Annotated in this window: 25 protein-coding genes and 1 pseudogene; 17 read left to right on the top strand and 9 right to left on the bottom strand. The window is 72.8% G+C overall.

The annotated features are described in order from the left end of the window. Positions 1 to 28: 28 nt before the first annotated feature. A complete protein-coding gene (locus tag ADK86_RS17515; protein ID WP_053697409.1) occupies positions 29 to 1,576 on the bottom strand; it encodes an AMP-binding protein in 1,548 nt (515 codons plus the stop codon). Positions 1,577 to 1,760: 184 nt separating this feature from the next. Further along, the gene (locus ADK86_RS17510) at positions 1,761 to 2,663 is read right to left on the bottom strand and encodes an NAD(P)-dependent oxidoreductase (protein ID WP_053697408.1); all 903 of its coding nucleotides are present in this window, start codon (positions 2,661 to 2,663) and stop codon (positions 1,761 to 1,763) included. Between the two features lie 301 nt (positions 2,664 to 2,964). On the opposite strand from ADK86_RS17510, the gene ADK86_RS17505 reads away from it, so the two are divergent. Beyond that, complete coding sequence (locus ADK86_RS17505) at positions 2,965 to 3,438, top strand: hypothetical protein (protein ID WP_053697407.1); 474 nt, start codon at positions 2,965 to 2,967, stop codon at positions 3,436 to 3,438. On the opposite strand, the pseudogene ADK86_RS17500 reads toward ADK86_RS17505, so the two are convergent. Continuing rightward, positions 3,431 to 4,359 (bottom strand): annotated as a pseudogene (locus tag ADK86_RS17500) (Gfo/Idh/MocA family protein). The gene ADK86_RS17505 and the pseudogene ADK86_RS17500 sit on opposite strands and share 8 nt — an antisense overlap. Before the next feature lie 316 nt (positions 4,360 to 4,675). Between ADK86_RS17500 and ADK86_RS17495 the strand changes: the two are divergent. The 4 genes from ADK86_RS17495 to ADK86_RS17480 all read left to right on the top strand — a co-directional run bounded on the left by ADK86_RS17495 (position 4,676) and on the right by ADK86_RS17480 (position 7,491). Beyond that, positions 4,676 to 5,605, top strand: coding sequence for a trypsin-like serine peptidase (locus tag ADK86_RS17495; RefSeq protein ID WP_053697406.1), 930 nt, complete (start codon positions 4,676 to 4,678; stop codon positions 5,603 to 5,605). A gap of 53 nt (positions 5,606 to 5,658) precedes the next feature. Continuing rightward, on the top strand, positions 5,659 to 5,925 hold the full coding sequence (locus tag ADK86_RS17490) for a carboxypeptidase-like regulatory domain-containing protein (RefSeq protein WP_030370398.1): 267 nt from the start codon (positions 5,659 to 5,661) through the stop codon (positions 5,923 to 5,925). A gap of 71 nt (positions 5,926 to 5,996) precedes the next feature. Then, positions 5,997 to 6,623 (top strand): rhomboid-like protein, encoded by a 627-nt coding sequence (locus ADK86_RS17485; protein WP_053697417.1) that lies wholly within the window; start codon positions 5,997 to 5,999, stop codon positions 6,621 to 6,623. A 247-nt stretch (positions 6,624 to 6,870) separates the two neighbouring features. Next, positions 6,871 to 7,491 (top strand): winged helix-turn-helix domain-containing protein, encoded by a 621-nt coding sequence (locus ADK86_RS17480; RefSeq protein ID WP_053697405.1) that lies wholly within the window; start codon positions 6,871 to 6,873, stop codon positions 7,489 to 7,491. On the opposite strand, the gene ADK86_RS17475 is transcribed toward ADK86_RS17480, so the two are convergent. Continuing rightward, positions 7,467 to 8,372 carry a lysophospholipid acyltransferase family protein gene (locus tag ADK86_RS17475; protein ID WP_053697404.1) on the bottom strand — a complete coding sequence of 302 codons (906 nt, stop codon included), beginning with the start codon at positions 8,370 to 8,372 and terminating at the stop codon, positions 7,467 to 7,469. The genes ADK86_RS17480 and ADK86_RS17475 overlap by 25 nt on opposite strands. After that, entirely contained in the window at positions 8,369 to 9,181 is an 813-nt protein-coding gene (locus ADK86_RS17470) for a GNAT family N-acetyltransferase (protein WP_053697403.1), read from the bottom strand. The genes ADK86_RS17475 and ADK86_RS17470 overlap by 4 nt, the downstream gene beginning before the upstream one ends. Before the next feature lie 219 nt (positions 9,182 to 9,400). Here ADK86_RS17470 and ADK86_RS17465 point away from each other — a divergent pair, with 219 nt between their 5' ends. From ADK86_RS17465 to ADK86_RS17425, 9 genes are all read left to right on the top strand, one after another. Then, positions 9,401 to 10,699: a sensor histidine kinase gene (locus ADK86_RS17465; protein WP_053697402.1), complete on the top strand. Its 1,299-nt coding sequence runs from the start codon at positions 9,401 to 9,403 to the stop codon at positions 10,697 to 10,699. After that, positions 10,663 to 11,310 (top strand): LuxR C-terminal-related transcriptional regulator, encoded by a 648-nt coding sequence (locus tag ADK86_RS17460; RefSeq protein WP_003982812.1) that lies wholly within the window; start codon positions 10,663 to 10,665, stop codon positions 11,308 to 11,310. Before ADK86_RS17465 ends, ADK86_RS17460 begins: the two co-directional genes overlap by 37 nt. Positions 11,311 to 11,419: 109 nt before the next feature. Next, on the top strand, positions 11,420 to 11,665 hold the full coding sequence (locus ADK86_RS17455; protein ID WP_003982813.1) for a DUF397 domain-containing protein: 246 nt from the start codon (positions 11,420 to 11,422) through the stop codon (positions 11,663 to 11,665). 109 nt (positions 11,666 to 11,774) lie between these two features. After that, complete coding sequence (locus ADK86_RS17450; RefSeq protein ID WP_053697401.1) at positions 11,775 to 13,769, top strand: hypothetical protein; 1,995 nt, start codon at positions 11,775 to 11,777, stop codon at positions 13,767 to 13,769. A 79-nt stretch (positions 13,770 to 13,848) separates the two neighbouring features. Then, positions 13,849 to 14,811 (top strand): metal-dependent hydrolase, encoded by a 963-nt coding sequence (locus ADK86_RS17445; RefSeq protein WP_053697400.1) that lies wholly within the window; start codon positions 13,849 to 13,851, stop codon positions 14,809 to 14,811. A gap of 1 nt (position 14,812) precedes the next feature. Then, entirely contained in the window at positions 14,813 to 15,907 is a 1,095-nt protein-coding gene (locus ADK86_RS17440; RefSeq protein WP_053697399.1) for a PDR/VanB family oxidoreductase, read from the top strand. A 109-nt stretch (positions 15,908 to 16,016) separates the two neighbouring features. Beyond that, positions 16,017 to 16,733, top strand: a complete 717-nt coding sequence (locus ADK86_RS17435; RefSeq protein ID WP_030370407.1) for a TetR/AcrR family transcriptional regulator — start codon at positions 16,017 to 16,019, stop codon at positions 16,731 to 16,733. 348 nt (positions 16,734 to 17,081) lie between these two features. After that, the gene (locus ADK86_RS17430) at positions 17,082 to 17,423 is read left to right on the top strand and encodes a hypothetical protein (RefSeq protein WP_053697397.1); all 342 of its coding nucleotides are present in this window, start codon (positions 17,082 to 17,084) and stop codon (positions 17,421 to 17,423) included. A 179-nt stretch (positions 17,424 to 17,602) separates the two neighbouring features. Next, positions 17,603 to 18,130, top strand: coding sequence for a GNAT family N-acetyltransferase (locus tag ADK86_RS17425; protein ID WP_053697396.1), 528 nt, complete (start codon positions 17,603 to 17,605; stop codon positions 18,128 to 18,130). Between the two features lie 342 nt (positions 18,131 to 18,472). Here the strand turns inward: ADK86_RS17425 and pulA are convergent, their stop codons facing one another. The 3 genes from pulA to ADK86_RS17410 form a co-directional block, all read right to left on the bottom strand. Further along, positions 18,473 to 21,106 carry a pullulanase-type alpha-1,6-glucosidase gene (gene pulA / locus ADK86_RS17420; RefSeq protein WP_234345904.1) on the bottom strand — a complete coding sequence of 878 codons (2,634 nt, stop codon included), beginning with the start codon at positions 21,104 to 21,106 and terminating at the stop codon, positions 18,473 to 18,475. 46 nt (positions 21,107 to 21,152) lie between these two features. After that, the gene (locus ADK86_RS17415; RefSeq protein WP_053697395.1) at positions 21,153 to 22,565 is read right to left on the bottom strand and encodes an alpha-amylase; all 1,413 of its coding nucleotides are present in this window, start codon (positions 22,563 to 22,565) and stop codon (positions 21,153 to 21,155) included. A gap of 138 nt (positions 22,566 to 22,703) precedes the next feature. Further along, on the bottom strand, positions 22,704 to 23,903 hold the full coding sequence (locus ADK86_RS17410) for a cytochrome P450 (RefSeq protein ID WP_053697394.1): 1,200 nt from the start codon (positions 23,901 to 23,903) through the stop codon (positions 22,704 to 22,706). Positions 23,904 to 24,086: 183 nt separating this feature from the next. Between ADK86_RS17410 and ADK86_RS17405 the strand changes: the two genes are divergently transcribed. Further along, positions 24,087 to 24,761 carry a MarR family transcriptional regulator gene (locus tag ADK86_RS17405; protein ID WP_053697416.1) on the top strand — a complete coding sequence of 225 codons (675 nt, stop codon included), beginning with the start codon at positions 24,087 to 24,089 and terminating at the stop codon, positions 24,759 to 24,761. Here ADK86_RS17405 and ADK86_RS17400 read toward each other — a convergent pair. Beyond that, positions 24,712 to 25,233, bottom strand: coding sequence for an ATP-binding protein (locus ADK86_RS17400; RefSeq protein WP_053697393.1), 522 nt, complete (start codon positions 25,231 to 25,233; stop codon positions 24,712 to 24,714). The two genes, ADK86_RS17405 and ADK86_RS17400, sit on opposite strands and share 50 nt — an antisense overlap. 147 nt (positions 25,234 to 25,380) lie before the next feature. On the opposite strand from ADK86_RS17400, the gene ADK86_RS17395 reads away from it, so the two are divergent. Both ADK86_RS17395 and ADK86_RS17390 read left to right on the top strand, forming a co-directional pair. Further along, positions 25,381 to 26,211, top strand: coding sequence for a helix-turn-helix domain-containing protein (locus ADK86_RS17395; protein ID WP_053697392.1), 831 nt, complete (start codon positions 25,381 to 25,383; stop codon positions 26,209 to 26,211). Further along, positions 26,208 to 26,423: a DUF397 domain-containing protein gene (locus ADK86_RS17390; RefSeq protein ID WP_053697391.1), complete on the top strand. Its 216-nt coding sequence runs from the start codon at positions 26,208 to 26,210 to the stop codon at positions 26,421 to 26,423. Before ADK86_RS17395 ends, ADK86_RS17390 begins: the two co-directional genes overlap by 4 nt. The last annotated feature ends 25 nt before the right edge of the window (positions 26,424 to 26,448 follow it).

Here is a 26,448-nt window from a genome sequence, read left to right as displayed (position 1 = left end):
CCGTACGCCCCCCGCGCGCCCCGGCCTCCTACCCCCTCCCCTCCACCTCCCCCTTGAGCCGCTTCTTGTCCGGCTTGCCGACCGAGGTGAGCGGGATGCTGTCCACCTGGTGCACGGCGCGCGGCGCGTACATCGCGCCCTTGTGTGCCACGACGAAGTCGATGATCCGCGCGGGATCGACCGTGCGCCCCGGCGCGGGAACGACGGCGCAGTGCACCTCCTCGACCTCGTCCGCGCCGCGTACGCCGAAGACCGCGCACTGCGCTATGTCCGGGTGGGTGTGCAGCAGGTCCTCCAGTTCGCCCGGATAGACGTGGCCGCCCACCACGATGATCATTTCCTTGACCCGGTCCATCAGGAAGAGATAGCCGTCCTCGTCCCGGTAGCCGACGTCGCCGGTGCGGAGCCAGCCGTCGCGGATCACCTGCGCGGTCAGGTCGGGCCGCTTCCAGTAGCCGGTCATCAGGCCGCCGGAGCGGACGTACACCTCGCCGCTGGTGTCCGGCGGGAGGGGGCGGCCGTGCTCGTCACGGATCTCGATGTCCACACCGGGTATGGGGCGGCCGACGGTGATCTGCCCGCCCCGCCCGGTGATGGCGTGCTCCGCCGGGCTCACCTCGGTGAGCAGCAGCGCCTCGGACTGTCCGTACCAGCCGTAGAGGACCGGTCCGAGGACGTCCAGGGCCTGCCGCAGCCGGGACGGGGACGCCGGGCAGCCGCCGTAGCTGATGCGGGTGAGGCTGCTGAGGTCGGTGGTGGCGAGGTCGGGGTGGTCGAGGAGTTCGTAGAGGAGGGGCGGCAGCAGCCATAGGTGGGTGATCCGCTCGCGGGCGATCGCCGCGAGGACCGCACCGGGCTCGAAGCGCTCCTGGAGGACGACGCTGCCGCCCGTGGCCAGCGTCATGTCCGCCATGTGTCCGGCGAGGTGGGTGAGCGAGGTGCAGGCGAGCTGGCGGGGCGGGTCGCCGGCCGCTTCGACGGGGTGGGACATCAGCGCCGCGTACGGGCCGTGTGGCGTCCGGATGCCCTTGGGGACGCCGGTCGTGCCGCCCGTGTAGCGGATGCACCAGTCCTCGTCGGCGCGGGCGGCGCTCTCGACCGTACGGCCCGGCGGGCGGGCGGCGGCCAGCGCGGTCAGGTCCTCGGCCTCCAGACCGGCGCCGCCGGGGCCCAGCATCAGGACGTCCGGCGCCGTGGGCCCCTCCAGGTGGGAGAGGAGTTCCGCGGCGGGCTTGGCCGATTCCGGCCCGACGAGGAGCAGCGCGGTCTCCGCGCTCTCCACGAGGCGCGCCTGGGTTTCCGGTGCCTGCCCCTCGTAGAGGAGGACGATCCGGGCGCCCAGCAGGTTGACCGCGTACCGGGCGGACAGGGCCTCCGGCCGGTTTCCGGCCAGTATCGCGACCGTACGGCCGCGCCCGATGCCGCGGTCGGCCAGTTCGGCCGCCATCCGGTGCACACTGTCGTGGAGTTCCGCGGCGGTGATGTCCCGCCCCTCGGCCGTGGTCAGTACCGGCCGTTCGGGGCTGCCGGTCAGTTTCCGGAGGATGATCTCGACGTAACTCGTGAACGCGGTCATGAGCTGCGCCTCCTTGTCGTACGTGAGCGCGCGTCGCGGTGTGCGAAGGCCGTGATCACGACGGTAGGCGGCATCGTCGATGCCTTCCAAGACCAAAATCGGCATGTAGGCATAGCAGTTGAGCCATGAGGCGGGAAGGCTGCCGGGGGCGCGGCCGACGCCCCCGGCTCCACGCCGGATTCCGCTAACCCGCCGCATTCCCCGGGTGCTTGATGCCTTCCACCAGCCGCGTGAAACTCTCGGCGCCGTGTCCCTCGGACACCTGGCGGCGTATCAGTTCCAGCAGCGGAAGCAGGACATCCGCGCCGATGCCCGCTTCCCTGCTGGTGTGTACGAGGTGTTCCACGGCCGCCGCGTTGAAATCGAGGCTCTGGACGTCGGTGCGGTAATCCCCCGAATCCAGGAAGTCGGCCATGGCGGGCAGGCCGAGGGTCATGGCGTTGAGCCACGGCACGGCGAGCGCCGTGAACTCCTTGGCCGGTACGCCCGCCGTGCCGACCAGTGCCGCGCCGTGCAGGAAGCCCCCGAACATGGCGTACATGGCCGCCAGCAGGCCGACGTCGTACAGCGGCGCCGTGCCGGGGTCGGTGCCGAGGTGGGTGGACCGGCCGAGCCGTTCGAGCAGGGCGCGGTGGGCGGTGAAGAGGGCCTCCGGGCCGCTGTAGAGGAGCATCGACTGCGGGCCGCCGACCAGCACGGGGATGGTCATGATGGCGCCGCTGAGGTGCGCGATGCCGTGCTCGTCCGCCCAGGCCGCGGTGGTGCGGGCGTCCTGCGGGGAAACGGTGGTCAGGTTGATCACCGTACGGCCGGCGAGCCGGTCCGCGAGCGGGGTGAGCACGTCGCGTACGGACCGGTGGTCCAGGAGGCAGACGACGGTGACCGGGGAGGCGGCGACCGCCTCGGCGGCGTCGGCGGCGAGGGTGGCGCCGGCCGCCACGAGGGCGTCGGCGCGGCCCGGGGTGCGGTTCCAGACGGTGGTCGGGTGGCCGCCCTCAAGGAAGGCGGCGGCCAGGGCGCGGCCCATGGCGCCCAGGCCGAGGACGGTGACCGGGGTGGGCTCTGCGCCGGGTGCGGTGGGTGTCACGGAAAACTCCAGACAGGTGGTGAGGACGGGCAGGAACGGGAGCGGCGCGCCGGGGAAAATCCTCGCGTCCCGCCTGCCGGGCCGCAATTACCCACTTGAAGGTGGGTTACTTACCTGGAGGTGCGTACGGGGTTCGGGTCATACCTTTGGCCATTCCTTGTCCGCCGTTATGGTGACGCGACGAACGGCCCCGCCGATTAACGTGGACGGCTCATTTCCCTTTTCCCGCACCGACGACATGCCGCACCGACCACATTCCCGCACCGCCCCATTTCCGTATCACCGGGGAAAGGAGCTGCCCATGGCTTCCAGCATGCTGTTCGGAGGCGTCTACGGAACCGTGCTCTCCAGCGCCCTGCTGGCCGCCCTGCAGAGCGAGGGCGTACCGTTCACGCCCGTCTACGACGCGCTGTGGGTGCTGGTCACCGCCGTGACGGCGGCGCTCGCGCACGGCTACGCGCACCACATGGCCACCCACCGCGGGCACAGCGCCGGGCACCGCTGGTACGCGCTCGGGCACCGGCTGATCGACGAGTGGCCGCTCGTCGTCGCCTCGCTGCCCACGGTCGTACTGCTACTGGCCGCCGGGGGCTGGAACTGGCCCGAGGGCCCCACCACGGCGGCCGGGCTGACGCTCAACGCGACGCTGCTGTTCGCCTGGGGCATGGCCGCCGCGCTGCGGATGGGGTACCGCAGGCGCGGGGCCGTGCTCATCGGGGCGGCCGACGCCGCGCTCGGCCTGGTGATCGCGGTGGCCAACGCCCTGATCAAGTAAGCGGCGGACGCTCCCCCCGCCCTTTGCCCTCCCCCTCGAACGAAGCCTCCGCCGCCGCCAGCACCTCCGTCACCCGCAGCCCGAACCGCGCGTCGCACGCGTGCCCGTCACCGCTGCGCACGGAGGCGAGCAGGGCGTCAACGGCGCGTTCGTAGGCGACTTCCGGGCCCTCCTGGCGGCGCGGCAGCGAGGTGGCGCCCGAGGTGCCGTACAGCGTGACGGACACGCCGGACGCCGCCCGCGGCGCGGTCAGGCTGACCGTCGCGGAGCTGGCCGCGCCGCCCGCGTGCCGCAGGGTGAGCAGCACCGTGTCGCCGGGGCCCCGGGTGGCCGTGACGTGCTCGGCGTCCCCGAGGACGGGCAGCAGCAGGGACAGGGCGTGCGGGCCGACGTCCCAGAGGGCGCCCTTCTCGCGGCGCCACGGCGAGGCCGCGTACGGGCTGTCGCTGTCCGCCGCGAAGACCGAGCCGAGCCAGTCGGCGTGCGCGGTGAACCAGCCGCCGGCCGCGGCGGCCCGGTCGGTCCACTCCCCCTCGGCGGTGCCGAAGCGCGCGGTGAAGAACACGATCGAGGCGACGCCCGCGCGCTCGGCCGCCTCGGCCACCGCCCGCGCCTCCGCGACGGTGGTGGCGACCGGCTTGTCCAGGAGGAGGTGGCGGCCGGCCCCGGCGGCCCGTACGGCGAGGTCCGCCTGCACGGACGGCGGGAGTGCGATGGCGAGGGCGTCGGTGTCGGCGAACAGGTCCTCCGGGGTCGCGTACGGGCGGGTGCCGTGGCTCGCGGCCAGCGCGGCGGCGGCTTCCGGGCGGCGTCCCCACACGCCCGTGAAGGTGACGCCGGGTGGGCGGCGAGGGCGGGGGCGTGCACGCGCCGGGCCCAGGGGCCGGTGCCGAGGAGTCCGATGCGCAAGGTCGTCGTCATGACCGCCAGTGTGCCCGCGCGCCCGTCCGCGCGCGGGCGCCGCGCGCGCCGTGGCGCGAACCGCGCGGGTCCGCAAGGTCCGGCGGTGCCCGTTCTCGGTGCGGAAGTTCTCCGGAGGAAAGCCGTCCCGGATTCCGGGTCCTTCTCGTGCCGTTGTCGGGGCCTTTCGGGACAGATGACGTAGGCAAGGGCCATCCACAAGAATTCGGCGCATCTTGCGTTGTCCACCCCCGGCGGCCCGCAGTACAAGAAGAGGACTCCTTCCAGGAGGACTCCCACAGTGCACCGCGAGAACCGAGAGGCCCGGTGACAAGCAATGCCGATCGAGTTCCACACCGCCGTCTCGAACGAGCCGGAAGAAAGTCAAGTCGTCTTCACGGCGGAGGAGTTGGCAGTTCAGCCGCCGTCCGAGGGTCCGCAGGGCGACGCGGCCAGGGCGACCGCGGACGGCCTGGAGAACGTGCGCGGCTACACCCGTCCCGAAGGCACGCCGGAGCAGCTGTGGCAGCCGCCGACCGCCGCGCTGCCGGACATCGGCGAGGCGTCCTTCGGCCCGCCGCCGGTCGCCGCCGAGACCGTGCACGGCCCGGACGACCGGGTGCAGATCACCGACACGTCCGTCTACCCGTGGCGGGTGCACTGCTCGCTGCTGATCACCGCGGCGGACAACTCCCGCTGGATCGGCACCGGCTGGTTCATCGGCCCGCACACCCTGGCCACCGCAGGGCACGTCGTCTACATCAAGAACAGCGGCGTCGCCGGGCGCGACGGCTGGGTCAAGAGCATCAACGTGATGCCGGGCCGCAACGGCAACACCCTCCCGTACGGCGTCGTCACCAGCACCAGCTTCCGTACGGTCAACGGCTGGGCCAACAACGGCGACGAGAACTACGACTACGGCGCGATCATCCTGCCCAACAACCTGGGCAACACGACCGGCTGGTTCGGCTTCGGCGTGTGGTCCGACGCGGACCTGCTCAAGACGGTCGGCAACATCTCCGGCTACCCGGGCGACAAGCCGGCCGGCACCCAGTGGTACGACGCGCGCGGCGTCGCCTCCGTGGGCCCGCGCAAGGTGTACTACGACATCGACACGGCGGGCGGCCAGAGCGGCAGCTCCGTCTACCACTTCTACAACGGCGGCCGGTACGGCATCGCGATCCACGCGTACGGCGGCGCGGTCACCAACTCCGGCACCCGGATCACCACGCCGGTGTACAACAACTACGTGGCGTGGAAGGCGTGACCGTACGGCAGGCATGACCGTGCGATGCGAGTGAACGGATGAAAGGTCCCGGCATGGCGGTGATCTCCGGAGTCGTGGTGGACGCGGACGGCCGGGCCGTCCCGGACGCCCGGGTGTACCTCGCCGCGGGCCCCGGTTCCTTTCCGGACGTGGCCGCGCTCACCGACGCCGAAGGGCGCTTCACCCTCTCCGCCGGCGCCGACGGCCGCTACACCGTCGAGTGCCGGTCGGAGCGGGGCGGCGGCGTGGCGCAGGCCGCCGGGGCCTCGGTCACGGTGCGCGGCGGCTCGGCCGAGCCGGTGGAGATCCGGCTCGGCTGAGCGGGCCCGGCCGGTCCGGCCGACCGGGTCCCGCCCGCCGTCACGCACGGTCGCCGGGGATGATGGAGGGCATGAAAGCGCCCTCCGCCTACGCTCCCTGGCTCGCCCCGCTGTACGTCGGCGCCGTCCAGCTCGGCGCGTACGCCACCGCGCGGATGCCCGCGCACGAGCGCGCCGAGCTGCTGCGCGCGCACTCCACCAACGTCCACAACCTGCGTGCGGGCCGCTGGCGGACGCTGGCGACCAGCGCCGTGTTCGTCGAGAGCCCGCTGCCCGTCCCGTACGGGCTCGCGCTGCTCGCGGCGCTCGGCACGGCCGAGGCGGCGTGGGGCACCCGGCGGGCGGCCGGGATGTTCGCCGCCGGGCACATCGGCGCCAGCGTGCTCGTGTACGGCGGACTGCGGGCGGCCCGCGCGCTCTCCCACGAGTACGTCACCCCCGACACCGAGCGGGCCGTGGACGTCGGCGCGAGCTACGGCTTCTACGCCACGGTGGGCGCGCTCGCCGTGTCCGTACCGCACCGCGGGGCGCGGGCGGCGGCGACGGCGGGGCTGCTGGCGCTGGGCGCCCACCCGGTCCTGCGCAGGGAACGGGACTTCACGGACGTGGGGCATCTGACGGCCCTGCTGCTGGGTATGGGCACGGGCGCCGTGTTCAAGGCCCGCCGCCGGGCCCGCGCCGGGCGGCGGGACACCTGAAGGACAGAACACCGGCAGTCTGGTTGAATGGGGGCATGGCCAGCCTTACCGAAACCGCGACGGGTCGCAGCGACCTGGAGCCTTTCTGGCCGTCCCGGCAGGGGCACCACTTCGACCGTCTGTGTTGCCGCGCGCACTGAGCGCGGGCCCGCACACGCCTCTTCCGACGCCTTTCGCGGCGTCCCCAGCCCTGCCCGCGCGCACGACGTCCACCGACGCCCCCACTGCGCGAAAGAGCTGACCGATCATGACGAACGTCCGTACCCTCACCGCCCCTTCCGCGAAGTCCGCCGCCTCCGCCCCGGTCCCGGCTGCCGCGGCAGCCGCCGCCCTGCCGGGCCGCCAGCGCCTGCGGGCCGTGGCGCCCGACGAACTGCCGCCCGTCGCCGACCTGCTCACCTCCGGCGCGACCTGGCTCCCCGCGCCCCAGCACAGCCTGCCCGCGCTGCCGGGACAGCCGGCCATGGTCGGCTATCTCGTCCTGGTCCCCGCGGAGTCGGTACCGGCCGCTGCGGCACCGCCGGGCACCGCCGCGGGGCCCGCCCCGGACGCCGCCAGCCCGGCCGCGGCGACGACCGGTGACGCGACCGTACGCATCGACCCCGAGCAGCGGACCGTGCATGTCCACGGCCGCCCGCTGGACCTGACGTACCTCGAATTCGAGCTGCTGGCCCACCTCGTCGCGCACCCGCACCGGGTGCACACCCGCGACCAGCTGGTGACCACGGTGTGGGGGTACGGGCACGTCGGCGACGGCCGGACGGTGGACGTGCATGTGGCCCGGCTGCGCCGCAAGCTGGGCGCGGACGTGCGGTCGTCGATCGTGACCGTACGGCGCGTCGGCTACAAGTACGTGCCGAGCGCCTGACCCGGCGCGGGCGCGGCGCCCGCCCGGCACGCACCCGGCGCGTGGCGGACCGGCTCCCGGACGGTGCGGGAGACGGCGGCGCGGGCGAGGGCCGCCAGCGTGCGCCGGTTGTGCGCGCCGGGGTGCGGGAGCAGCGGCGGGTGCACGGTGATGCGTACGGTCAGACCGCGCGCGCCGACCACCCGCCGCACGGAGGACAGGAACTCCTCGTCGCCGAGGAAACCCGCGACCGTGCTGGGCATCCCCAGCTGCTCGTACGCGATGGTCACCGGCCGTACGGGGGCGCCCGCGTCCAGCGCCGCCTGGAAGGTGGCGCGCCGGAACGCACCGCGCGCCACCGAGCACCAGGTGGTGGCCTGCGGGTACACGGCCACGGACCGGCCGGAGCGCAGCAGGTCCGCCAGGTCCGCGATGGTCGCGGGCAGTTGGCGCGGGCCGGCGCGGTCGATGAAGCGGGTGCCGGCGCGGCGGGCCAGGGTGCCCACCAGCGGCCAGTCGCCGACCTCGCGCTTGGCGAGCAGGGTCACCGGCTCGACAGCGAGCAGCGCGGGGATGTCCAGCCAGGAGATGTGGTTGGCGACGACGAGGGTGCCGGGGCGGGCCTGCGACGCGGATGTGGTGCCCGCCCCGTACGGCACCGCGAGCCCCACCCCGTCCCGCGCCGCCTCGACCACGAGCCGTACGCCGATCGAGGCGAGCACCGCCCGCGCGTGCGCCCGCAGCCGGGCCGGTTCGGCCATCCGCTCGCGGTCCCGCAGCGCGCGGCCCGCGGCGTGCGCGAAGGCGGCGCAGCGGCAGGTGGTCTCCGTGAACGGGACCCGTGGCGCGGCGTGCGCGGCGCAGCGCGGGGTGCACTCGGACCGCACCTCCCAGGTGCTCACGGCCGGTCCCCGGCCACCGGAGCGTGCCCGTCCGCCTGACCGCCCAGGAAGAACCGCCGGTACCGCTCGTTGAGCCGCTCCATGTCCAGCAGCACGAAGAAGTCCGCCACATCGAACTCCGGGTCGTGGGCGGGCGGTCCGCACACCCACGCGCCGATCCGCAGGTAGCCGCGGAGCAGCGGCGGCAGCAGCGACGGGTTCGGGCGGGCGTCCGGGCCCGGTCCGGCGGGCCGCCACGGGTGGTGCGGGGTGACGCGCAGGCCGGGCGGTGCGGCGTACCGGGTGCGGCCCAGCTCCCACGCGGCGGCCGCGGCCGCGCCCCCGTCCCCCAGCGGTACGGAGGCGCAGCCCGCCAGGTAGCGGTATCCGGAGAGCAGGGTGTAGCGGGCCAGCGCGGCCCACATGAGGTTGATGACGGCGCCGCTGCGGTGCTCGGCGTGCACACAGGACCGGCCCGCCTCGATCAGCGAGGGGCGCAGCGCGGCCAGTGCCGTCAGGTCGAACTCACCGTCCGAGTAGAGGCGTTCGGCGCGTCCGGGCGGCAGCAGCCGGTAGGTGCCGACCACGTCGCCGGTCGCGGTCTCGGTGACGATCAGGTGGTCCGCGAGGGCGTCGACGGGGTCGATGTCGTGGCCCGCCACGGGCGAGTGCAGGGTGGCGCCCAGCTCCTCGGCGAAGACCCGGTGGCGCAGGCGCTGGGCGGCGCGTATCCGGTCCGGCGCGTCGGCGATCGAGGTCTCGTACGGGGCGGCGGTGGCGGGCGGGGTGGCTGCGGAGACGGTCGCTGGCACGGTCGCGGGGACGCTCATGGGGCTCTCCGTCCGGAGGTCGAGACGTGGTGAGGCCGGCGGGAAACGCGTACGGAAGAAGACGGCGGCCACCGGGCGCGATCGCCTGGGGCACCCCCCGGGGGTGGTGCCAGGTACACCCCCCATTCCGGGGGCGCGGCCCAGTGGCCTGGACTTCTCTTCCAGGCAGACTGTCCCCGCGCCCGACGTCCGGGCGCGTGAAGGAGAGGGAGCGTACGGATGAGAGTCCGCCGAACACTGGTCGCCGGGGCACGAGGTCTCTGGCTCACAGGCTTGTCACTCGTGGGCTCGGTCGCCCTCTTCTCCTTCACCCTCGTCTCGCTCGTCATGCTGCTGCTCGGGCTGGGCTGGCTGACCACCCCGCACCTCATATCCCTGACCCGGCGCTACGCCGACCAGCGTCGGCGGTGGGCGCACGACTGGGCCGGGCTCCGCATACCGGACGACCAGCGTCCGCTCCCCGCCCGGCAGCCCGGTCTGCCCGGCCTCGTACAGCACTGCAGCCACCTGCTGCGCGACCCGTCCACCTGGCGGGAGCTGGCGTGGCTGGGGGTCGACATGGTGGCCGGGAGCCTCACGGCGCTGCTGCCGGGCGTGCTGGTCATACTCGGCATCGAGGGATTCGTCATCCCGGTCCTCGCCTGGCAGGGCGTGCTCCACGACTACTCGTACGTGTTCCTGTACGCCTCGGACCCGACGCAGGTGGCCCTGATGCCGGTGCTGGGCGCGGCAGCGCTCGCCGCCTCCCTCGTCTTCAATACCAAGCTGCTCAGGGCGCACTTCCGGATCGCGGCGGCGTTCCTCACCCCGCCCAAGGCCGAGCTGGCCGCCCGGGTGGCGCGGCTCACCGAGACCCGGCACGACGCGGTGGACGCCTCCGCCGCCGAACTGCGCCGGATCGAGCGGGACCTGCACGACGGCGCGCAGGCCCGGCTGGTCGCGATGGGCATGGACCTGGGCACCATCGAGGCGCTGATCGAACGCGACCCGGCCAAGGCCAAGGAACTGGTCTCCCGCGCCCGTACGTCCTCGGCACAGGCCCTGACCGAACTGCGCGACCTGGTGCGCGGCATCCATCCCCCGGTGCTCGCCGAACGCGGCCTGGACGACGCGGTACGGGCGCTGGCCCTGCGGATGCCGCTGCCGGTGGAGGTGACCGGGCGGCTGCCGGGCCGCCTGGAGGCGCCGGTGGAGTCGGCCGCGTACTTCTCCGTGAGCGAGCTGCTCACCAACGCCGTGAAGCACGCGGACGCGGAGCGGGTGTGGGTGGACCTGGAGTACGCCGAGGAGCGGCTGCGGATCAGCGTCGGCGACGACGGCCGCGGCGGTGTGGTCCTGTCCGCGGACGGCACGAGCGGGTCCGGCCACGGCGGTGCCCACTCCGGCCTGCGCGGTCTCGAACGCCGACTCGGTACATTCGACGGCATTCTGGCCGTCAGCAGCCCTGTGGGCGGCCCCACCCTGGTCACGCTGGAGATCCCGTGCGCGTTGTGCTCGCCGAAGACCTCTTCCTCCTGAGGGACGGGCTGATACGGATGCTGGAGGCATTCGACTTCGAGATCGCCGCCGCCGTCGGCAACGGGCCCGACCTGGCGCGGGCCCTGGAGGAGGAGCGGCCGGACGTGGCGGTGGTCGACGTACGGCTGCCGCCCACCCTCACGGACGAGGGCCTGCAGTGCGCGCTCGCCGCCCGCCGCGCCCGGCCCGGCCTGCCGGTCCTGGTCCTCTCCCAGCACGTGGAGCAGCTGTACGCGCGCGAACTGCTCGCCGACGGCACCGGCGGCGTCGGCTATCTGCTCAAGGACCGGGTCTTCGACGCCGAGCAGTTCATCGACGCGGTACGGCGGGTGGCGGCGGGCGGGACGGCCATGGACCCGGAGGTGATCGCCCAGCTGCTGTCCCGGCGGTCCGGGGACCGGCCGCTGGCCCGGCTGACGCCGCGCGAGACCGAGGTGCTGGAGCTGATGGCCGAAGGCCGCTCGAACACCGCCATCGCGAGCAAGCTCGTGATCACCGAACGGGCCGTCGCCAAGCACACCTCCAACATCTTCGGAAAGCTGCAACTGCCGCCGTCCGACGACGACAACCGCCGGGTGCTGGCGGTGCTGGCGTACCTGGACCGCGGCTAGGAGCTGCGCGTATCACACCTCGCAGCACCGCTGGAAGCCGCTCCGGGCACCGCGTACGCTGACGATCCGTACGCAGAACCGTACGGACCGCGAGCGAGGAGTTCACCGTATGAGTGCCGCAGCTGAGAAGGAGTGGCTCTACGCCCTCGACATCTCCGACGCCACCTGGCAGCGCGCCCCCGGCGAGTCCGAGGAGGCGGTGGAGATCGCCTTCCTGGAGAAGGGCGCGGTGGCCATGCGGAATTCGAAGGAGCCGGACGTGGTGCTGCGGTACACCGAAGCGGAATGGCGCGCGTTCGTCCTGGGTGCCCGGGACGGCGAGTTCGACCTCGACCGCCACCTGCCTTCGGAGTAGCCGCGCGTGACCGTACGGCGGCGGTGCGGGCGCCCGCCGCCGTACGGAGCACCTCGTCCGGGGGCCGCGGACGAGGTGACCATCCCAGGATTCACTCGTTTCACCGAACGTGGAGCAGCAGCAGGCAACAGCCCCCCGTCCGGACAGCTCCGGCGCCGCTGACGGCCAGGCCGTCTTCGTCGGCGTCGACCAGGCCGAGGCCGCCCTCGTCGAGCACTACCCGCGGCTGACGCGCCTCGCCTACCTGGTGCTGCCGCCCTCGCTGGGGCGCAACCGCCGCGTCCTGACGGCGCATGCGATTGTCCAGCGCGCGCTGCCGCGCCAGGACTCCCGCGCCCCGCTCCCCGTCCTGCCGTCCCAGCGCCGCTCCGGCCGCCCGGCCGCCGACCCGGGCTACGCGTTCGTACGGCTGCGGATGCTGCGCTCCGCCCTGGCCGCCGAACGGCCCCGGCTGCGCCTGCCGTTGGTGCGCCGCGAGGTGTCCGTGCCCTCCCTTCCCCCGCTGCTGCCGCGGGTCTGGGGGCTGCGGCTGTTCCCGCGGGCCGGCGGCGCGGACGAACTCGCCCTCGACCGGGCCCTTACGGCACTTCCCGGTCCGGCCCGCGCGGCGTATGTGCTGCGCGCCCTGGAAGGGCTGGGCGACGCGGACGTGTGCGCGATCCTGGAGGAGGCCGGGGCACAGGACGCGCCCGGCGCGCTCGCCGCGGCGGCCGGCACCCCGCCGCCCGCGGGCAGCCGGGACCGCTCGCTGCTGGAGTCCGCCGAATTCGACCCGTGCTCGCTCCAGGCCCGGCCCACCGACCTCATGCGGCGCCGCCAGCACACCCGTGCGGTGCTGGCGGCCGGGGCGGCGGTGCTGGTGTGCGGTGCGCTGCTGGGTCTGCCGGGCGGCGGTTGGGGCCCCGATGGCGCCGCGGCTCCCCCGTACGCCCAGAACCCGGCGGCGCGGGCCGCCCTCGACCCCGCCAAGGTGACGCGGGCCCCCGCCGGGGCCTGGCAGGACGCGACACGGCGGGGTCTCGCGGCGTGGCCCGCCCGCGGAGACCGCACGCACGACCGCGCACTGCTCCGGCGCGCGCTGGCCGTGTGGGCCAGGCCCGGCCCCGACGTGCAGGTCTCCGCCACCCCGGGCACCGCCAAGGGCCCCGCGGCCGGTCCGCCACAGCTGCTCTACGCGGGCGTGGTGGACCGGTCCGCGGTGGTGCTGCTGTACGACGGGCTGCGCGTGGTGCGCTATGTCGAGCCGGCGGAGGGGGCGGGCGAGCGGAGCGAGGACGGCCCCGGCGCGGCGCTGGACCTCGCCCGTACGGACAACTCCGACGACGCCTCCGCCCCGGCCCTGGTCCTGAACCGCGCGGACAGCAACGTCCGCTATCTGACCGCCCCCTGGATCGACCGCGCGGACCTGACCGACCTCCGGAAGCCCGCCGACGCCCCACAGCCGCTGCACCTCGAAGACGGCACCACCGGCCCTGTGCCGTCCCCCGCCCAAGCCACCGGTTGCACCGCCTGGCAGGCCCTGCGCATGGACGGCCACCTCTACACCGACCTGGGCGAACTGCTCCCGGCCCGCCTGACATACGGCGCACCGGACCGGCCGGGCGACCCGTCGGGACCGCAGGCGCGCGCCGCCTGGGCCCGTACGGCGTGCCACCTCGGCGGGCTGCGCGGCCAGGGCGTACGAAGCGTCAACTCCTGGGAGTTCGCCCGCGGCCCCCTGCCCGCAGGCGGCGGCACCGCCGCCTGGCTCTGCACCCGCGCCGAGACCTGGCGCGGCCCCGGCTCCCGCGCGTTCGCCCAGATCCAGACCCCCGCCAAGCCCGGTCGGCCCGACGCGCCGGGCATGGTCGTGGCCCGCTCCGAAGGCGGCCCCGGCTGCGGCCCCCGCGAGCCGTGGGCCCTGGCCGGAGTGCTGTGGAAGGCGCAGGGCGGCCAGTGGTGGCTGGTGGCGGCGGGCAGCGGACAGCTCACGGAGATCACCGCGCGGGGCGGGGTGACGGGCCGCGCGGCCGGTCCGCTGCTCGCCGTACCGGCCGCGGCGGGCGATCAGGCGGAGTTGTCGGCGCGGCTGCCGAGCGGGGCGCGGGTGTCCGGGCTGAGGTAGGAGGACGGCAGCCCAGGGCCGCGGTAATTCCCCGTCCCAGCCCTGTTGCCCGCCCCGTACCCACCAGTACATTGACGCCATGTCTAATACGGCCTCGTTGCGGCCCCGGCCGGCCGCGTCCGAGCACACCCCGTTGAAGGCCCGCAACGTCGCCTTCGACTGGGCGGACACCCCGCTGCACTGGATTCCCGGCGACCCGGACAGCACCCACACGATCAATGTGCTGCACCTGCTGCTGCCCGCCGGTGAACGGTGGTTCGTGCACGTCTACAAGCAGGTGCTGCCGCAGGTCCGCGACGCGCGGCTGCGGGAGGACGTGCTCGGGTTCATCGGGCAGGAGGCAATGCACTCGCAGGCGCACGACGACGTGCTGCCGCACCTCAAGCGGCTCGGGCTCGACCCCGCCCCGTACACCGCGCAGGTCGACTGGCTCTTCGAGAAGCTGCTCGGCGACAGTCCCCCACTGCTCAACGCGCGGGTGGTGCCCCCACTGCCACCCGGCCGGGCGCGTCAGTGGTGGCTGATGGAGCGGGTCGCGATCATCGCGGCGATCGAGCACTACACCGCGTTCCTCGGGGACTGGGTGCTCAACGCCGGGGCGCTGGACGCGCGGGGTGCCGATCCGACGATGCTGGACCTGCTGCGCTGGCACGGCGCGGAGGAGGTCGAGCACCGCTCGGTGGCCTTCGACCTGTTCATGCACGTGGACGGCGGCTACCGGCGGCGGGTGCGGACCTGGGCCACCGCCTTCGGCGCGCTGGTCTTCCTCTGGCAGCGCGGCACCCGCTTCTTCATGGCGAACGACCCGACGCTCCCGGACGGCCGGGCCAGCTTCAGGGAGTTCGCGCGGGGTGGCCGGCAGGGCGTGCTGCCCACGCCGGGGGCGATGGCCCGTTCCATCCCGCAGTACCTGAGCCGCGCCTACCACCCGTCGCGGTACGGCAGCACCGCGCAGGCCGCCGCCTACCTCGCGCAGTCCCCCGCCGCGACCGCCGCCGAGGCCCGCCCGACGCACCCCGCCCGCCCGACAGGAGCCGCCTGACATGCCGTCCCTCCCCCGCATACCCACGGTCCTGATCGCCGCCGGAGCCGCGCTGATCGTCCGGCGGGCGCTGCGGCGGCGCATCGGCCGGTCGCCGCTGTGGCCGATGCCCGCCCTGGAGAACCCCGTCTCCGGCCAGGGCCGCGACCGCTCCGGTCCCCGGCAACTGCTGGTCGTGGAGCGCGCCGAGGAGGCCGAGGGCGTCATACGGCTGCGCCTGGAGGGCGACGGTCTGCCGGGCTGGGAGCCGGGCGCGCACGTGGACCTGGTGCTGCCGTCCGGTGCCGTACGCCAGTACTCGCTGTGCGGCGACCCCGCCGACACCGGCTCGTACACGATCGCGACGCGGCTGATCGAGGACGGCCGGGGCGGCTCGCGGGAAGTACACGAACAGTTGCACGAGGGCACGACGGTCGAAGTGCGCGGGCCGCGCAACCGCTTCCGGCTGGAGGAGTGCCACGCCTACCTGTTCATCGCGGGCGGCATCGGCATCACGCCGATCCTGCCGATGCTGCGGCAGGCCGAGTCCGAGGGCGTGCCCTGGCGGCTGGTGTACGGCGGGCGGACGCGCGCGTCGATGCCGTTCCTGGCGGAGATCGAGAAGCTGGCGGGCGCCGCATCGGACCGGGTGACGGTGGTCGCCGAGGACGAGGACGGCCTGCCCGACCTGGCCGCCGCGCTCACCGACGCGCCACCGCACGCCGCCGTGTACTGCTGCGGACCCGACCCGCTGATGGACGCGGTCGCCGCGCTGCTGCCGCAGGGGGCGCGCGGACTGACCCTGTACACCGAGCGGTTCGCGCCCGCGGCGGCCGCGCAGGCCGGGGAGAACGCGGAGTTCGAGGTGGAGCTGCGGCGTACCGGCCGTACGGTCACGGTCCCCGCGGACCGCAGCGTCCTGCGCGCCATCCGCGACCAGGCGCTGCCCGACCTGCCGTACTCCTGCGAGCAGGGGTTCTGCGGGACCTGCCGGCAGTGGGTGCTCGCCGGGGAGGTGGACCACCGCGATGAACTCCTCACCGACGCCGAACGCGACGACTCGCTGCTGATCTGCGTCTCGCGGGCGCGGGGGGAGCGGCTGGTGCTGGATCTCTGAGGGCCGCGGAAAGTGGGTGGTATCCGGCCTCCGACCGCTCAGCGGAGACCGCCGTCCGCACTCCGGTCGCTCGATTCCGCGGTGCCGCCCCGGTCGTTAGGGTGTTCGCATGACCAACGGGGCGCGCCGCAGGATGGGTGTCGAGGAACGACGCGAGCAACTGATCGCCGTGGCGCTCGGCCTGTTCAGCCACCGGGCCCCGGAAGAGGTCTCGATCGACGAGATCGCGGAGGCGGCCGGCATCTCCCGGCCGCTGGTCTACCACTACTTCCCGGGCAAGCAGAGCCTGTACGAGGCGGCGCTGCGCCGGGCGGCCGACGAGCTGGCCGCCCGGTTCGTCGAGCCGCACGAGGGCCCGCTCGGTGCCCGGCTGCTGCGCGTCATGGAGCGCTTCTTCGACTTCGTCGAGGAGCACGGCCCCGGTTTCTCCGCGCTGATGCGCGGCGGGCCGTCGATCGGCGCGATGGAGGCGGCGGGCTCGGGCCGGGCGCGCGCGATGATCGACGGGGTGCGCCAGGCCGCGTACGAGCAGATCCTCGCGCACCTCGGGGTGACGGGTCCGGCGCCGCGCATGGAGCTGGTGGTCCGCTCCTGGATATCGCTCGCCGAGACCACCGCGCTGATCTGGCTGGACAGCCGCGCCATTCCGCGCGGCGAGCTGGAACGGCAGTTGGTGCACGACTTCGCGGCGCTGGCGGCGGTGAGCGCCGCGTACGACGAGGAGATGGCCGGCCTGCTGGGCCGCGTCCTCGCCGACGAGCCGTCCGACGGCCCGTTCGGGGATCTGCTGACGCGGCTGGTGGCGCTTGCACCGCAGCCGACGTAGGGCGGGCACTCCGCAAGAAGGCGAGCACGCCAGTTTTCGTCGGCCGGGGGCGGTGGCCGGTGGCCGGTGCCGGGCTGCCGGGAGTGTCCGGCGGAAAGGTTCGTGCTCCGGCGCGGGCCCCCGTCCGCCGGGCCGGACCCCGCTCTCCGACGCCACAGCGGGAACAGCGTCCCCTCTCGCGCGGGCAGCCCCCGCCGTAACGTCCCGAACGGCCGCTTTTTCGTCTTCCGCACCGGCAGGAACAGAGCGATTCAGTCGGCGTCATTGCCCCTGAGGTTCCCACGGTCCGCAGCACTACCTTGGCTGGCGGCCCGGGGAACGGCCCCGGGCCGGAGCGAGGGGGCAGACATGGCGAACGCGGACTTCCAGCCCAGGACGTTCATCCGCCGCAACCAGGCGTGGACGTCCGGTAACGGCGAAACCCTGCTGCGCCTCCAGGAGGACGGCAACTTCGTCGCGTACCGCGACGGCAAGGCGAGCTGGCAGGCGGACGGCGTCTACCCGAACGGCGAGACGGCCGCCTTCGAGATGGACGGCGACCTCGTCGTCTACGACTCCTCCGGCCGGCAGATCTGGCACTCGGACACCAGCGGCAACCACGGAGCCAAGCTCTCCGTGCAGGACGACGGCAACATCGTCATCTACAACGCCAGTGACAAGCCGATCTGGGCGACGAACACGGGGTCCTGAGCCACGGGTTCCTGAGCCACGGGGCGGGCGCCGGTGAGCGAAGCAACCGCTTTCCGGTCCTGCCCCTACCGGTCGTCGCGTACGGAGCCGCCTCATGCCCCGGGACCGCCTCGCGTCCCGGGGCCGCCGCATGTCCCGGGACCGCGCGATTCCCGCCGCACCTGCGGCACAATCCGCGCATGGACATGATCAGTTATCGCCTCGCCGAGGACACCGACGCCGACGTGACCGCCCTCGTCGCCCTCTACGACGGCGCCGCCCGGTGGATACAGAGCCGCGGCATCGACCAGTGGACCCCGGGCGAACGGGACGCCGCGCACTTCCGCTTGCACATCAAGCAGGACGAGGTGTGGTTCGCCGAGCTGCACGGGGAGATCGTCGGCGCGTGGGAACTGTGGTGGGAGGATCTGCCCGCCTGGGGGCCGCAGCCGCCCGAGGCGGGCTATCTGCACCGCCTGATGGTCGACCACGACCGCGCCCCGGCGGGTACCGGCCGCGCGATGCTGTCCCGTGCGGAGCAGCGGATCGCCGCGGCGGGCCGCCCGTTGAGCCGCCTCGACTGCAAGTCGGGCAATCCGCGTCTGCGCCCGTATTACGAGAGCGTGGGCTACCGCGTCGTCGGCGAGCAGCCCGCGAAGGTGGGCTCGGACGGCAGCAGGTACACCGTGACGCTGATGGAGAAGCGCCTGCTCGGGCCCGGCGCATAGGGGGCGCGCACCCGGCGCAGAGCACCGGCGCGCAATGAGGCGCCGCACCACCGGCCCGGGTTGTCCGGGCCTTTGTCCGGTGCGGACAGCCCTTTCGGACAATCCCCCGAGCCGGGAGAGTGGATGTCACCGGGGCCTGCGGGTCAAGGGACCACGGGGGCCCATGGAGTCCGCTCCGGCGGACGTATGGGGGAACCATGGGAAGGGTCCACGGGGGAAACCAGGCCCCGGAGCCGCCTTCGGCGGATGGGCCGTTCATGGGCAGGGCGGCCCATGAACGGCCCCACCAAGTGCCTCGCGAACGGCCCCGTCCAGGGCCTCAGCCCCCACCGCGCCGCGCATCTACCGCTCCGCGAACACCGCCACCGTCCGCCCCGGCACCGCGAACGTCCCGGTCCGCTTCTCGTACGACGCCGTCTTCACCACCGGGTCGGCACCGCGCGCCTGGACGCGGTGCAGCCCGTACCGCTGCCCCGCCAGCGCCGGGACCCGCTGGACCTGCCGCTGCGGCGTCGCGTTGAACACCACGGCCAGCTTGCCCAGCCGCATGGTCACCACGCCCGGCGCCTCGGCCGTCCCCGACAGCGGGAAGGACAGCGCCTCCTGTACGGCGGCGGCACTGTCCAGGCCGAAGGCCGGCTCGGCGGCGTGGATACGGAGCAGATCGCGGTACGCGGCGGAAGCGGCGGTGATCTCCGCGCAGCCGGGGCGCAGGGCCGGGTCGGCCAGCAGCGGCCGGGCGTACGGCCACTTGTCCTTGTTGCCGGCGGCGGGCGGCAGGCCGCGCCCGAAGCCGTTGCCGTCCCGGCAGTCCCAGTGCAGCGCGTTGAACCAGTCGCCGCTTTCAAAGGAGTTGCGGTCCAGGGACTTGGACCGCAGCAGGTCGCTGCCCGCCTGCGAGAGGGCCGGGCCCTGCGAGAGCGCCGCGACGCCCAGGGCCACGACCTGCATCCGCGCCCGGTCGGCGGCGGACGTGCCCTGCGGGAGCTTGTAGGCGAGGGCGTCGTACAGCGTCTCGTTGTCGTGGGCGTCGGCGTACGCGAGGGCGTCGCCGGGCGCCGCGGCGTACCCGGCGGGCGCGCCGTTGTAGTCCACCTCCGAGCCCTTGACCGTACGGCCCGAGGTGTCGGTGAAGGTGTATCCGGCGAGGTTGCCGGTCAGTCCGATCTTGATCAGGTCCTGGTAGTGGAGCAGGCGGGCGCGCTGGTCGGCCGGGGTGCCGTTGGCGGGCGAGGGGTTGGGGGCCGTGTAGAGGCCGGAGGCGAAGCCCTGGACGCGCGGGTCCGCGTCGAAGGGGCCGCCGCCGCGCACCGCGTCGCGCGAGCGGTCGTTGAAGGTGGCGATGCCGGTGCCCGCCATGTTGCGCTGCGTGGCCTGGACGAAGCGCGCGTCGTTCGCGACCTCGCCGAAGTTCCAGCCCTCTCCATAGAGGACGATGGCCTTGCCGTCCACGCCGTCCTTGGCGACGGTCAGCGCGTCCAGCGCCTTGCGTACGGCCAGGATGTTGGCCTTCGGGTGGTGTCCCATCAGGTCGAACCGGAACCCGTCGACCTTGTACTGCTTCGCCCACGTGACGATCGAGTCGACCACGAGCCGGCCCATCATCAGGTGCTCGGGCGCGGTGTTCGCGCAGCAGGTGGAGGTGGCCACGGAGCCGTCGTCCAGCAGCCGGTGGTAGTAGCCGGGCACGATGCGGTCGAGTACGGACAGTGCCGCCTGTCCGCTGGCGGCGGTGTGGTTGTAGACCACGTCCATGACCGTACGCAGCCCGGCCCCGTTGAGCCCCTGCACCATGCGCCGGAATTCCACGGTCCGGGCGCGCGGTGAATCGGGGTCGGAGGCGTACGAGCCTTCCGGCACGGTGTAGTGGAACGGGTCGTACCCCCAGTTGTACGCGTCGCGCCCGGCCGCCTTGCCCACGCACTCCTGCTGCCGCTCGGAGTCGGCGGGCAGCGCCGCCAGGTCGCAGTCGGGGCGGGCCTGGTCGGCGCGCCGTTCCGGGATGGTCGCGATGTCGAAGGCGGGCAGCAGATGGACGTACGAGGTCCCCGCGTCCGCGAGCGCCTTGAGATGACGCATTCCGTCCGAGCGGCGATCGGTGAAGGCCAGGTACTGACCGGGATGGCGCGAGGTCCGGTCCGCCACCGAGAAGTCCCGGATATGCAGCTCCTGTATACGGGCCCGGTTCAGCGGCACCGCGGCGGGCTTCTTCAGCCTCGCCCACCCCTTCGGCGCGAGGCGCGGATCGGCGAGGTCCACGATGACACTGCGCCGCGAGTCGGCGGTCAGGGCGGTCGCGTACGGGTCGGTGACCTTGTTCGTCACGAAGCGGCCGACGCTCGGCGCCCAGACGGTCACGACGTAGCGGTACGGCTTCCCCGTCCAGCCCCGGGCGCCCCGCACCTGCCACACACCGCTGGCGTCGTCCCGCCGCATCGGCACCGTCCGCCCGTCGAGCTCCAGCGCGACGGTGCGGGCGGTCGGCGCCCAGACGGCGAGCGTGGGGCGGCCGCGCCGGAAGACCGGGCCGAGCGGCACCTCGGCGGCGGCCGGTCCGTACAGGTCGTCCAGGACGCCGGGGATCTGTACGCCGGTGCTGACGCGCCGTCCGTCCGCGTCCCGCTGCACGGCGACGAGCCGTTCCCGCAGCGCGGCAGCCGCGAGCCGCTGATCACGCGGATCGACGGCAAAGGCCGGGAAGTCCTTCAGATGCGGATACGCGGCCCGCTCGGCGGGACTGAGCGCGGCAGGCGCAAGACGTATCAGCCCTCGGCGCTCCCCCTCCGCCCCGAACTCCAGCTGGGCGGCCGCGTGCCGGGCGCCCTTCCACACCACGGTGTCGCGGTCGATCCACTGCGCTGCCGCCTGGGCGGGAGCCGGTGGCGGTGCGGCGTTCGCGGGGAGCGGGGCGGGCAGGACCGCCGCGCACAGGGCCATGGCCACGGCTGCGACGGTACGGCGGAGGGTGCGCCTCACGTAAGGACTCCTTCAGGACGTTCGGGGAAGCCGGCCGGTCAGGGGCTCAGCCGCAGGTGCGCGCGCCGACGTGCAGCGCGAGCGCCGTGTTCGGGGCGAGCGTGGCGGTGAAGCGGCCGTCGGCGCCGACGGTCACCGGCTTGCGGCTCTGTACGTCGCAGTACGTTCCGGCGGGCAGCGAGGTCTGGAACGTACGGGTCAGCGGGCTGCCCTCGTGGTTGACGACGGCGTACCCCTTGTTCCCGCGCCCGAAGGCGATCGCGTCGTTGCCGTTGTCCCACCAGTCGGTGACGGCCGCGCCGCGGGTCGCGTTGCGGAAGCCGACCATGGCGCGAATCTCGGGCCAGTTGTGCTGGCACTTCCACCGGTCCTGCCAACAGGCGCGCACCTCGCCCCCGTTGGGCGGCCCGGCGTCATTCTCGGAGAACTCGTACCCCGAGTGCACATCCGGCGCCCCGTACGGCCACGCCAGCATGAAGACGTTGGCGAGGGTGTAGTCCGCGCCGTCCTTGTAGCTGAGCGTGGAGCCGTTGCGCTCGGTGTCCCAGTTGTCGACGAAGACCCCGGACTTCCCGGAGGGCATGTACGCCCAGCCCTCCCCGAAGTTCTTCAGATACGCCAGCTTCTCGCTCTGGAACACCCGCTTGAGGTCCCGCCCGTAGCGGAACTCCTGCACGTCCCCGTTCCCCAGGTATTCCGTCGGCGATACGGCCTCCCCCTCCCCGTGGATCGCCTCCTGCTTCCAGTACACGGACGGGTTCTTCAGCTGCTTCCTGATCGCAGCCAGATCTTCCGCCGGCATGTGCTTGGCCGCGTCGATCCGGAAGCCGTCCACGCCGAGCGACAGCAGGTCATTGAGGTACGCGGCGATCCGCGACCGGACGTACGGCTCACCGGTGTCCAGGTCGGCCAGATCGACCAGTTCGCAGTGCTGGACGTTCCACCGGTCGCGGTAGTTGCTGATCCGCTCGGTGCAGTCGTCCATGTCCTGGCGCTGGTAGATGCCCGGGTAGTCGTACTTCGTATACGAGGACCCGCCCGTCCCCGTACCCGACCCGGCCGACATGTGGTTGATCACCGCGTCCGCGACGACCTTGACCCCGGCCGCGTGGCAGGCGTCCACCATGTTCTTGAAGGCGGCCCGGTCGCCGAGCCGCCCGGCGATCCGGTAGCTGACCGGCTGGTACGAGGTCCACCACTGGCCGCCCTGGATGTGCTCGGTGGCCGGCGAGACCTCCACGTAGCCGTAACCGGCGGGCCCGAGCGTGTTCTTGCACTCCCTGGCCACCGAGTCGTACCGCCACTGGAAGAGTTCGGCGGTGACGTCCTTCGCCCCGGGCGGCGCCGCGTGCGCCGGCTGCGGCGGCGGGGCGAGGACGGCCGCCGCCGCGCCGGAGAGGAGGGCGAGGGCGGCGGCCGTGGTTCTGCGGGCGGACGGGCGTCGGCGGGTGCGGGCCATGGTTCCTCCTGAGGGGGTGGGAGGTGTTCGACCGTTGTTCTATCCGCCGCGGTTGATTGTTGCAAGAGATTGCGCAAGAGATTGCAGCGCGGTTACGGCGGTTACGGCAGACCCCGCCGCCGTACCGCCGCCCCGCGCTCACACATCCCAGGCGACCGGAAGGCGCTTCACCCCGAAGACGTCCGCGGACTCCGGACGCAGCTCGACCTCTTCGGCCGGCACGGCCAGACGCAGCGTGGGGAAGCGGTCGAACAGCGCGGAGAACGCCACCCGCAGCTCGATGCGGGCCAGTTGCTGCCCGAGGCACTGGTGGACGCCGTGCCCGAAGGCCAGGTGCCCGCCGCCCTGCCGCCGGAGATCGAGCACGTCGGGGTCGGCGAAGCGCTCGGGGTCGCGGTTGGCGGTGCTGAGCGACATGGCGACCGTCGTGCCGGCCTTGATGGTCTGGCCGCCCAGCTCGACGTCCTCCAGCGCCGTCCTCCAGAACTGCTTGGCGACGCTGAGATACCGCAGCAGTTCCTCCACGGCCCCGTCGACGAGCGTGGGATCGGCGCGCAGCGCGGCCAGTTGTTCCGGGTGCTGCAACAGCGCGAAGGTGCCCAGCCCCAGTACGTTCGTGGTGGTGTCGAGCCCGGCCGTCAGCAGGACCAGACTGACGCCCTTCAGTTCCTCGTCGGTCAGGTCGGTGTCGGTGAGGTCGCTCAGCACGTCGTCGGTGGGGTTCGCGCGCTTGGCGGCCACCAGGTCCGCGAGATAGTTCTGGACCTCGGTGTAGGCCGCCATCAGGTCCTCGTCGCTCGTCTCGCCGTTCATGAACGAGTCGATCCGCCCCTGGAAGAAGCCCCGGTCCTCGTACGGCACGCCCAGCAGCTCGCAGATGACGATGGCGGGGATGGGCTTGGCGAACGCGGCCATCAGGTCCACCGGCGGACCCGCCTGCTCCATGGCGTCCAGGCACTCGGCGGTGACCTGCTCGATGCGCTCGGTCAGCAGCCGCATCCGCCGCACGGTGAACTTCCCCATCAGCGGCTTGCGGTAGCGCCGGTGCTGCGGGTCGTCCATGAGGACGAACTCGCCGGGTGGCGGCGGCGGAATCTCGAAGTCGACCACGTTCATCAGCTCCTTGCGCGAGCTGAAGCGCGGGTCGGCGAGGACGGACCGCACCATGTCGTACCCGGTGATCATCCAGCCGGGCTTGCCGCCGGGGTGGGTGTAGTGGCCGATCGGGCCCTGCTCGCGGGCGTCGAGCAGTTCCTTCGGCGGGGAGAAGGGGCAGCCGGCCCGGGGCCCGGTGGGCAGCGGCGGGACGGTGTGGGCGGTGTGGGCGGACTCAGCCATGACCATTCCTCATCTCGCGATAGTGCGCGTTCGGCACATCGCGAAAGCTACGTTGCATTCACGCATGCGTCAATCACAAGAATGGCTCTACCGCAGCTCAGCAGCGCTTAATTGATGCAATGACGCTGAGATTGAACGCAACGCTGCGTTGCAATGGCTGACATCGAAGGCAATACTGACGGCATGCCAGGAGGACGGTTGACCCAGCAGGAGCGTCAGCGCATCGCGGACGGACTCGCCGACGGGCTCTCGTACGCGGAGATCGCCAGACGGCTCGACCGGCCGACCTCGACCATCAGCCGGGAGGTCGGCCGCAACGGCGGCCCCGGCGGCTACCGCCCCCAGCAGGCACACCGGGCGACGGCCCAGCGCGCGCGGCGCAGCACACCGGCACCGCCACGCGCCGCCGGGCCGTCGGGCGGCGCGCTGGAAGAGGAGATCATCGAACTCGCGGTCAGGTCAGGGATGCCGAGGATGACGGCGCGCGTCCACGTCGAGCTGGCCCTGTCCGAGGACGGCAGACGCACCGCGGCCGAACTGACCCGCCGGCTGAAGGTCAGCCCGGCCTCCGTCTCCGTGGCCGTGAACTTCCTCGTCCAGCACGGGTACGTACGGCGCGAGCGCGATCCGCGGCGGCGCCGCGACATCTACGTGATCGACGACGACGCCTGGTACAACTCGGTGGCGACCAGCGCGCGGCAGACGCTCGCGACGGTACGGGCCACGATGGCGGTGGCGGAGACCGCCGGGCTCGACACCCCCGTGGGGCAACGGTCCGCCAAGGCGGCGACGTTCCTGGAGCGGGTCATCACGGACATGATGGAATCGGCCGACCGCTGGCGGTTCCTTCTGGACTGACGCCCGGAGCGAGGTCCAGCTCCGCGCGTACGGTCTTGCCGACCGGTACGCGGTCCAGGACGGACCACCGGGTGGCCAGCGCGGCCACGACGATCAGGCCGCGCCCGGCGTCCGCGTCGGGCGACGCGGGGCTGAGGGCGCCGGGGGACGGCGGGCGCCGCTCGGTCCGCGTGTCCGTCACGTCGATCCGCAGCGTCCCCGTCCGGGCGAGCCCCCCGACGATCGCGAGCCGCAGCTCGAAGTCCCGCCCCGGCACGCGGCCGTGGGTGACGGCGTTGGCGGTCAGCTCCCCGACGACGGCCCCGACATCGTCGGAGAACGTCGTCCCGTACGGGAAGCCCCACGCGTCGAGCCGGTGCACGGCGAGATGGCGGGCCAATCGCGCCCCCAGTCGCGTGCTGCTGAAGCGTTGGGTGAACACACGTACGGTGATGGAGGGCTTGGTTGGGCGGATGACGAGGTGGGGCGACATGAGTCCTACGTTCGCGGGTGCGCGACCGAGGTGACCAGCCTTTCCGCCCGTACGCCGAGCCAGCGTACGGGCGCACACCATCGACAGTACGGGTAACAGTCCGTGACCATGGTCCGGTTGTGTGGGACCTAGCGGAGGTGCCGGACCATGGCAGGTAGCACGGGCAGCAGCGAGCCGGAATGCACGGACAGCCTCAAGAGCTTCGGCTCCGTGGTCAAAGTCTTCCGGGAGCGGGCCGGGCTGACGCAGGAAGAGCTGGCCCCGCTGGTGCGGTTCTCCCCGCAGACCGTCGCCTCGATCGAGCAGGGACGCAGGCTCGCCCCACCGGAGTTCATCGAGCGGGCGGAGGAGGTGCTGGACGCGTTCGGTGTTCTGCAAGCGGCGGCGGAGCATCTGACTCGTCGCCGTGGACTGACCAGGTGGTTCCGCCTATGGGCAGCTTTGGAGCGGCAAGCGCTGGCCCTCCACACGTACGAATGTCGATTGATCCCCGGGCTGCTGCAAACCGAGGCTTACGCGCGAGCCGTGTTCCACCAGATGATGCCGCCCTTGTCCGATGACCAGATCGAAACCAAGCTCGCCGACCGGATGGAGAGGCAACTCCTGCTCCAGGAGAGGCCGAACACCACTTTCAGCTTCATCGTCGAGGAAGCGAACTTCCGGCGACGCGTGGGAGGGCTCGATGTCATCCGAGACCTGATCGACCATGCACTCGAAGTCGCTGAGCTGCGGAACGTCGAGATGCAGGTGATGCCGCTGGGGCAGGGAGAGCACGCCGCCCTGGAAGGGCCCTTTCGACTGCTGGAGACTCCCGACAACAAGTGGCACGGCTACTCCGAAGGCCAGCGAAGCGGCCAGTTGCTCTCTGACCGACGCGACATCAGCGTGCTCCAGTCGCGGTATGCGAAACTGCGTTCACAGGCCCCCAGTCCTCAAGACTCCGCGAGCTTGCTGAAACAGATCCGAGGAGCGATGTGAACGCCACCGAACTCTCCTGGTACAAGTCCACCTACAGCACCGGCCAGGGTGACGACTGCGTAGAGATCGCCACCACCCCCACCACCATCCACATCCGCGACTCCAAGAACATAACCGGCCCCCACCTCACCGTCCCGGCCGACGCCTGGGCCGCCTTCCTCACCGTCGTTGACCGCGGCCACCGGCCGCAGTTGCATGGAACGCGGCCCTGACCGAGAGCCCCGTACCGAGAGGACG

Origin of the sequence: Streptomyces sp. NRRL F-5755, assembly GCF_001279365.1 — a bacterium.
Lineage (GTDB): Bacteria > Actinomycetota > Actinomycetes > Streptomycetales > Streptomycetaceae > Streptomyces > Streptomyces rimosus.
This window is presented reverse-complemented; position numbering and strand designations above follow the sequence as displayed.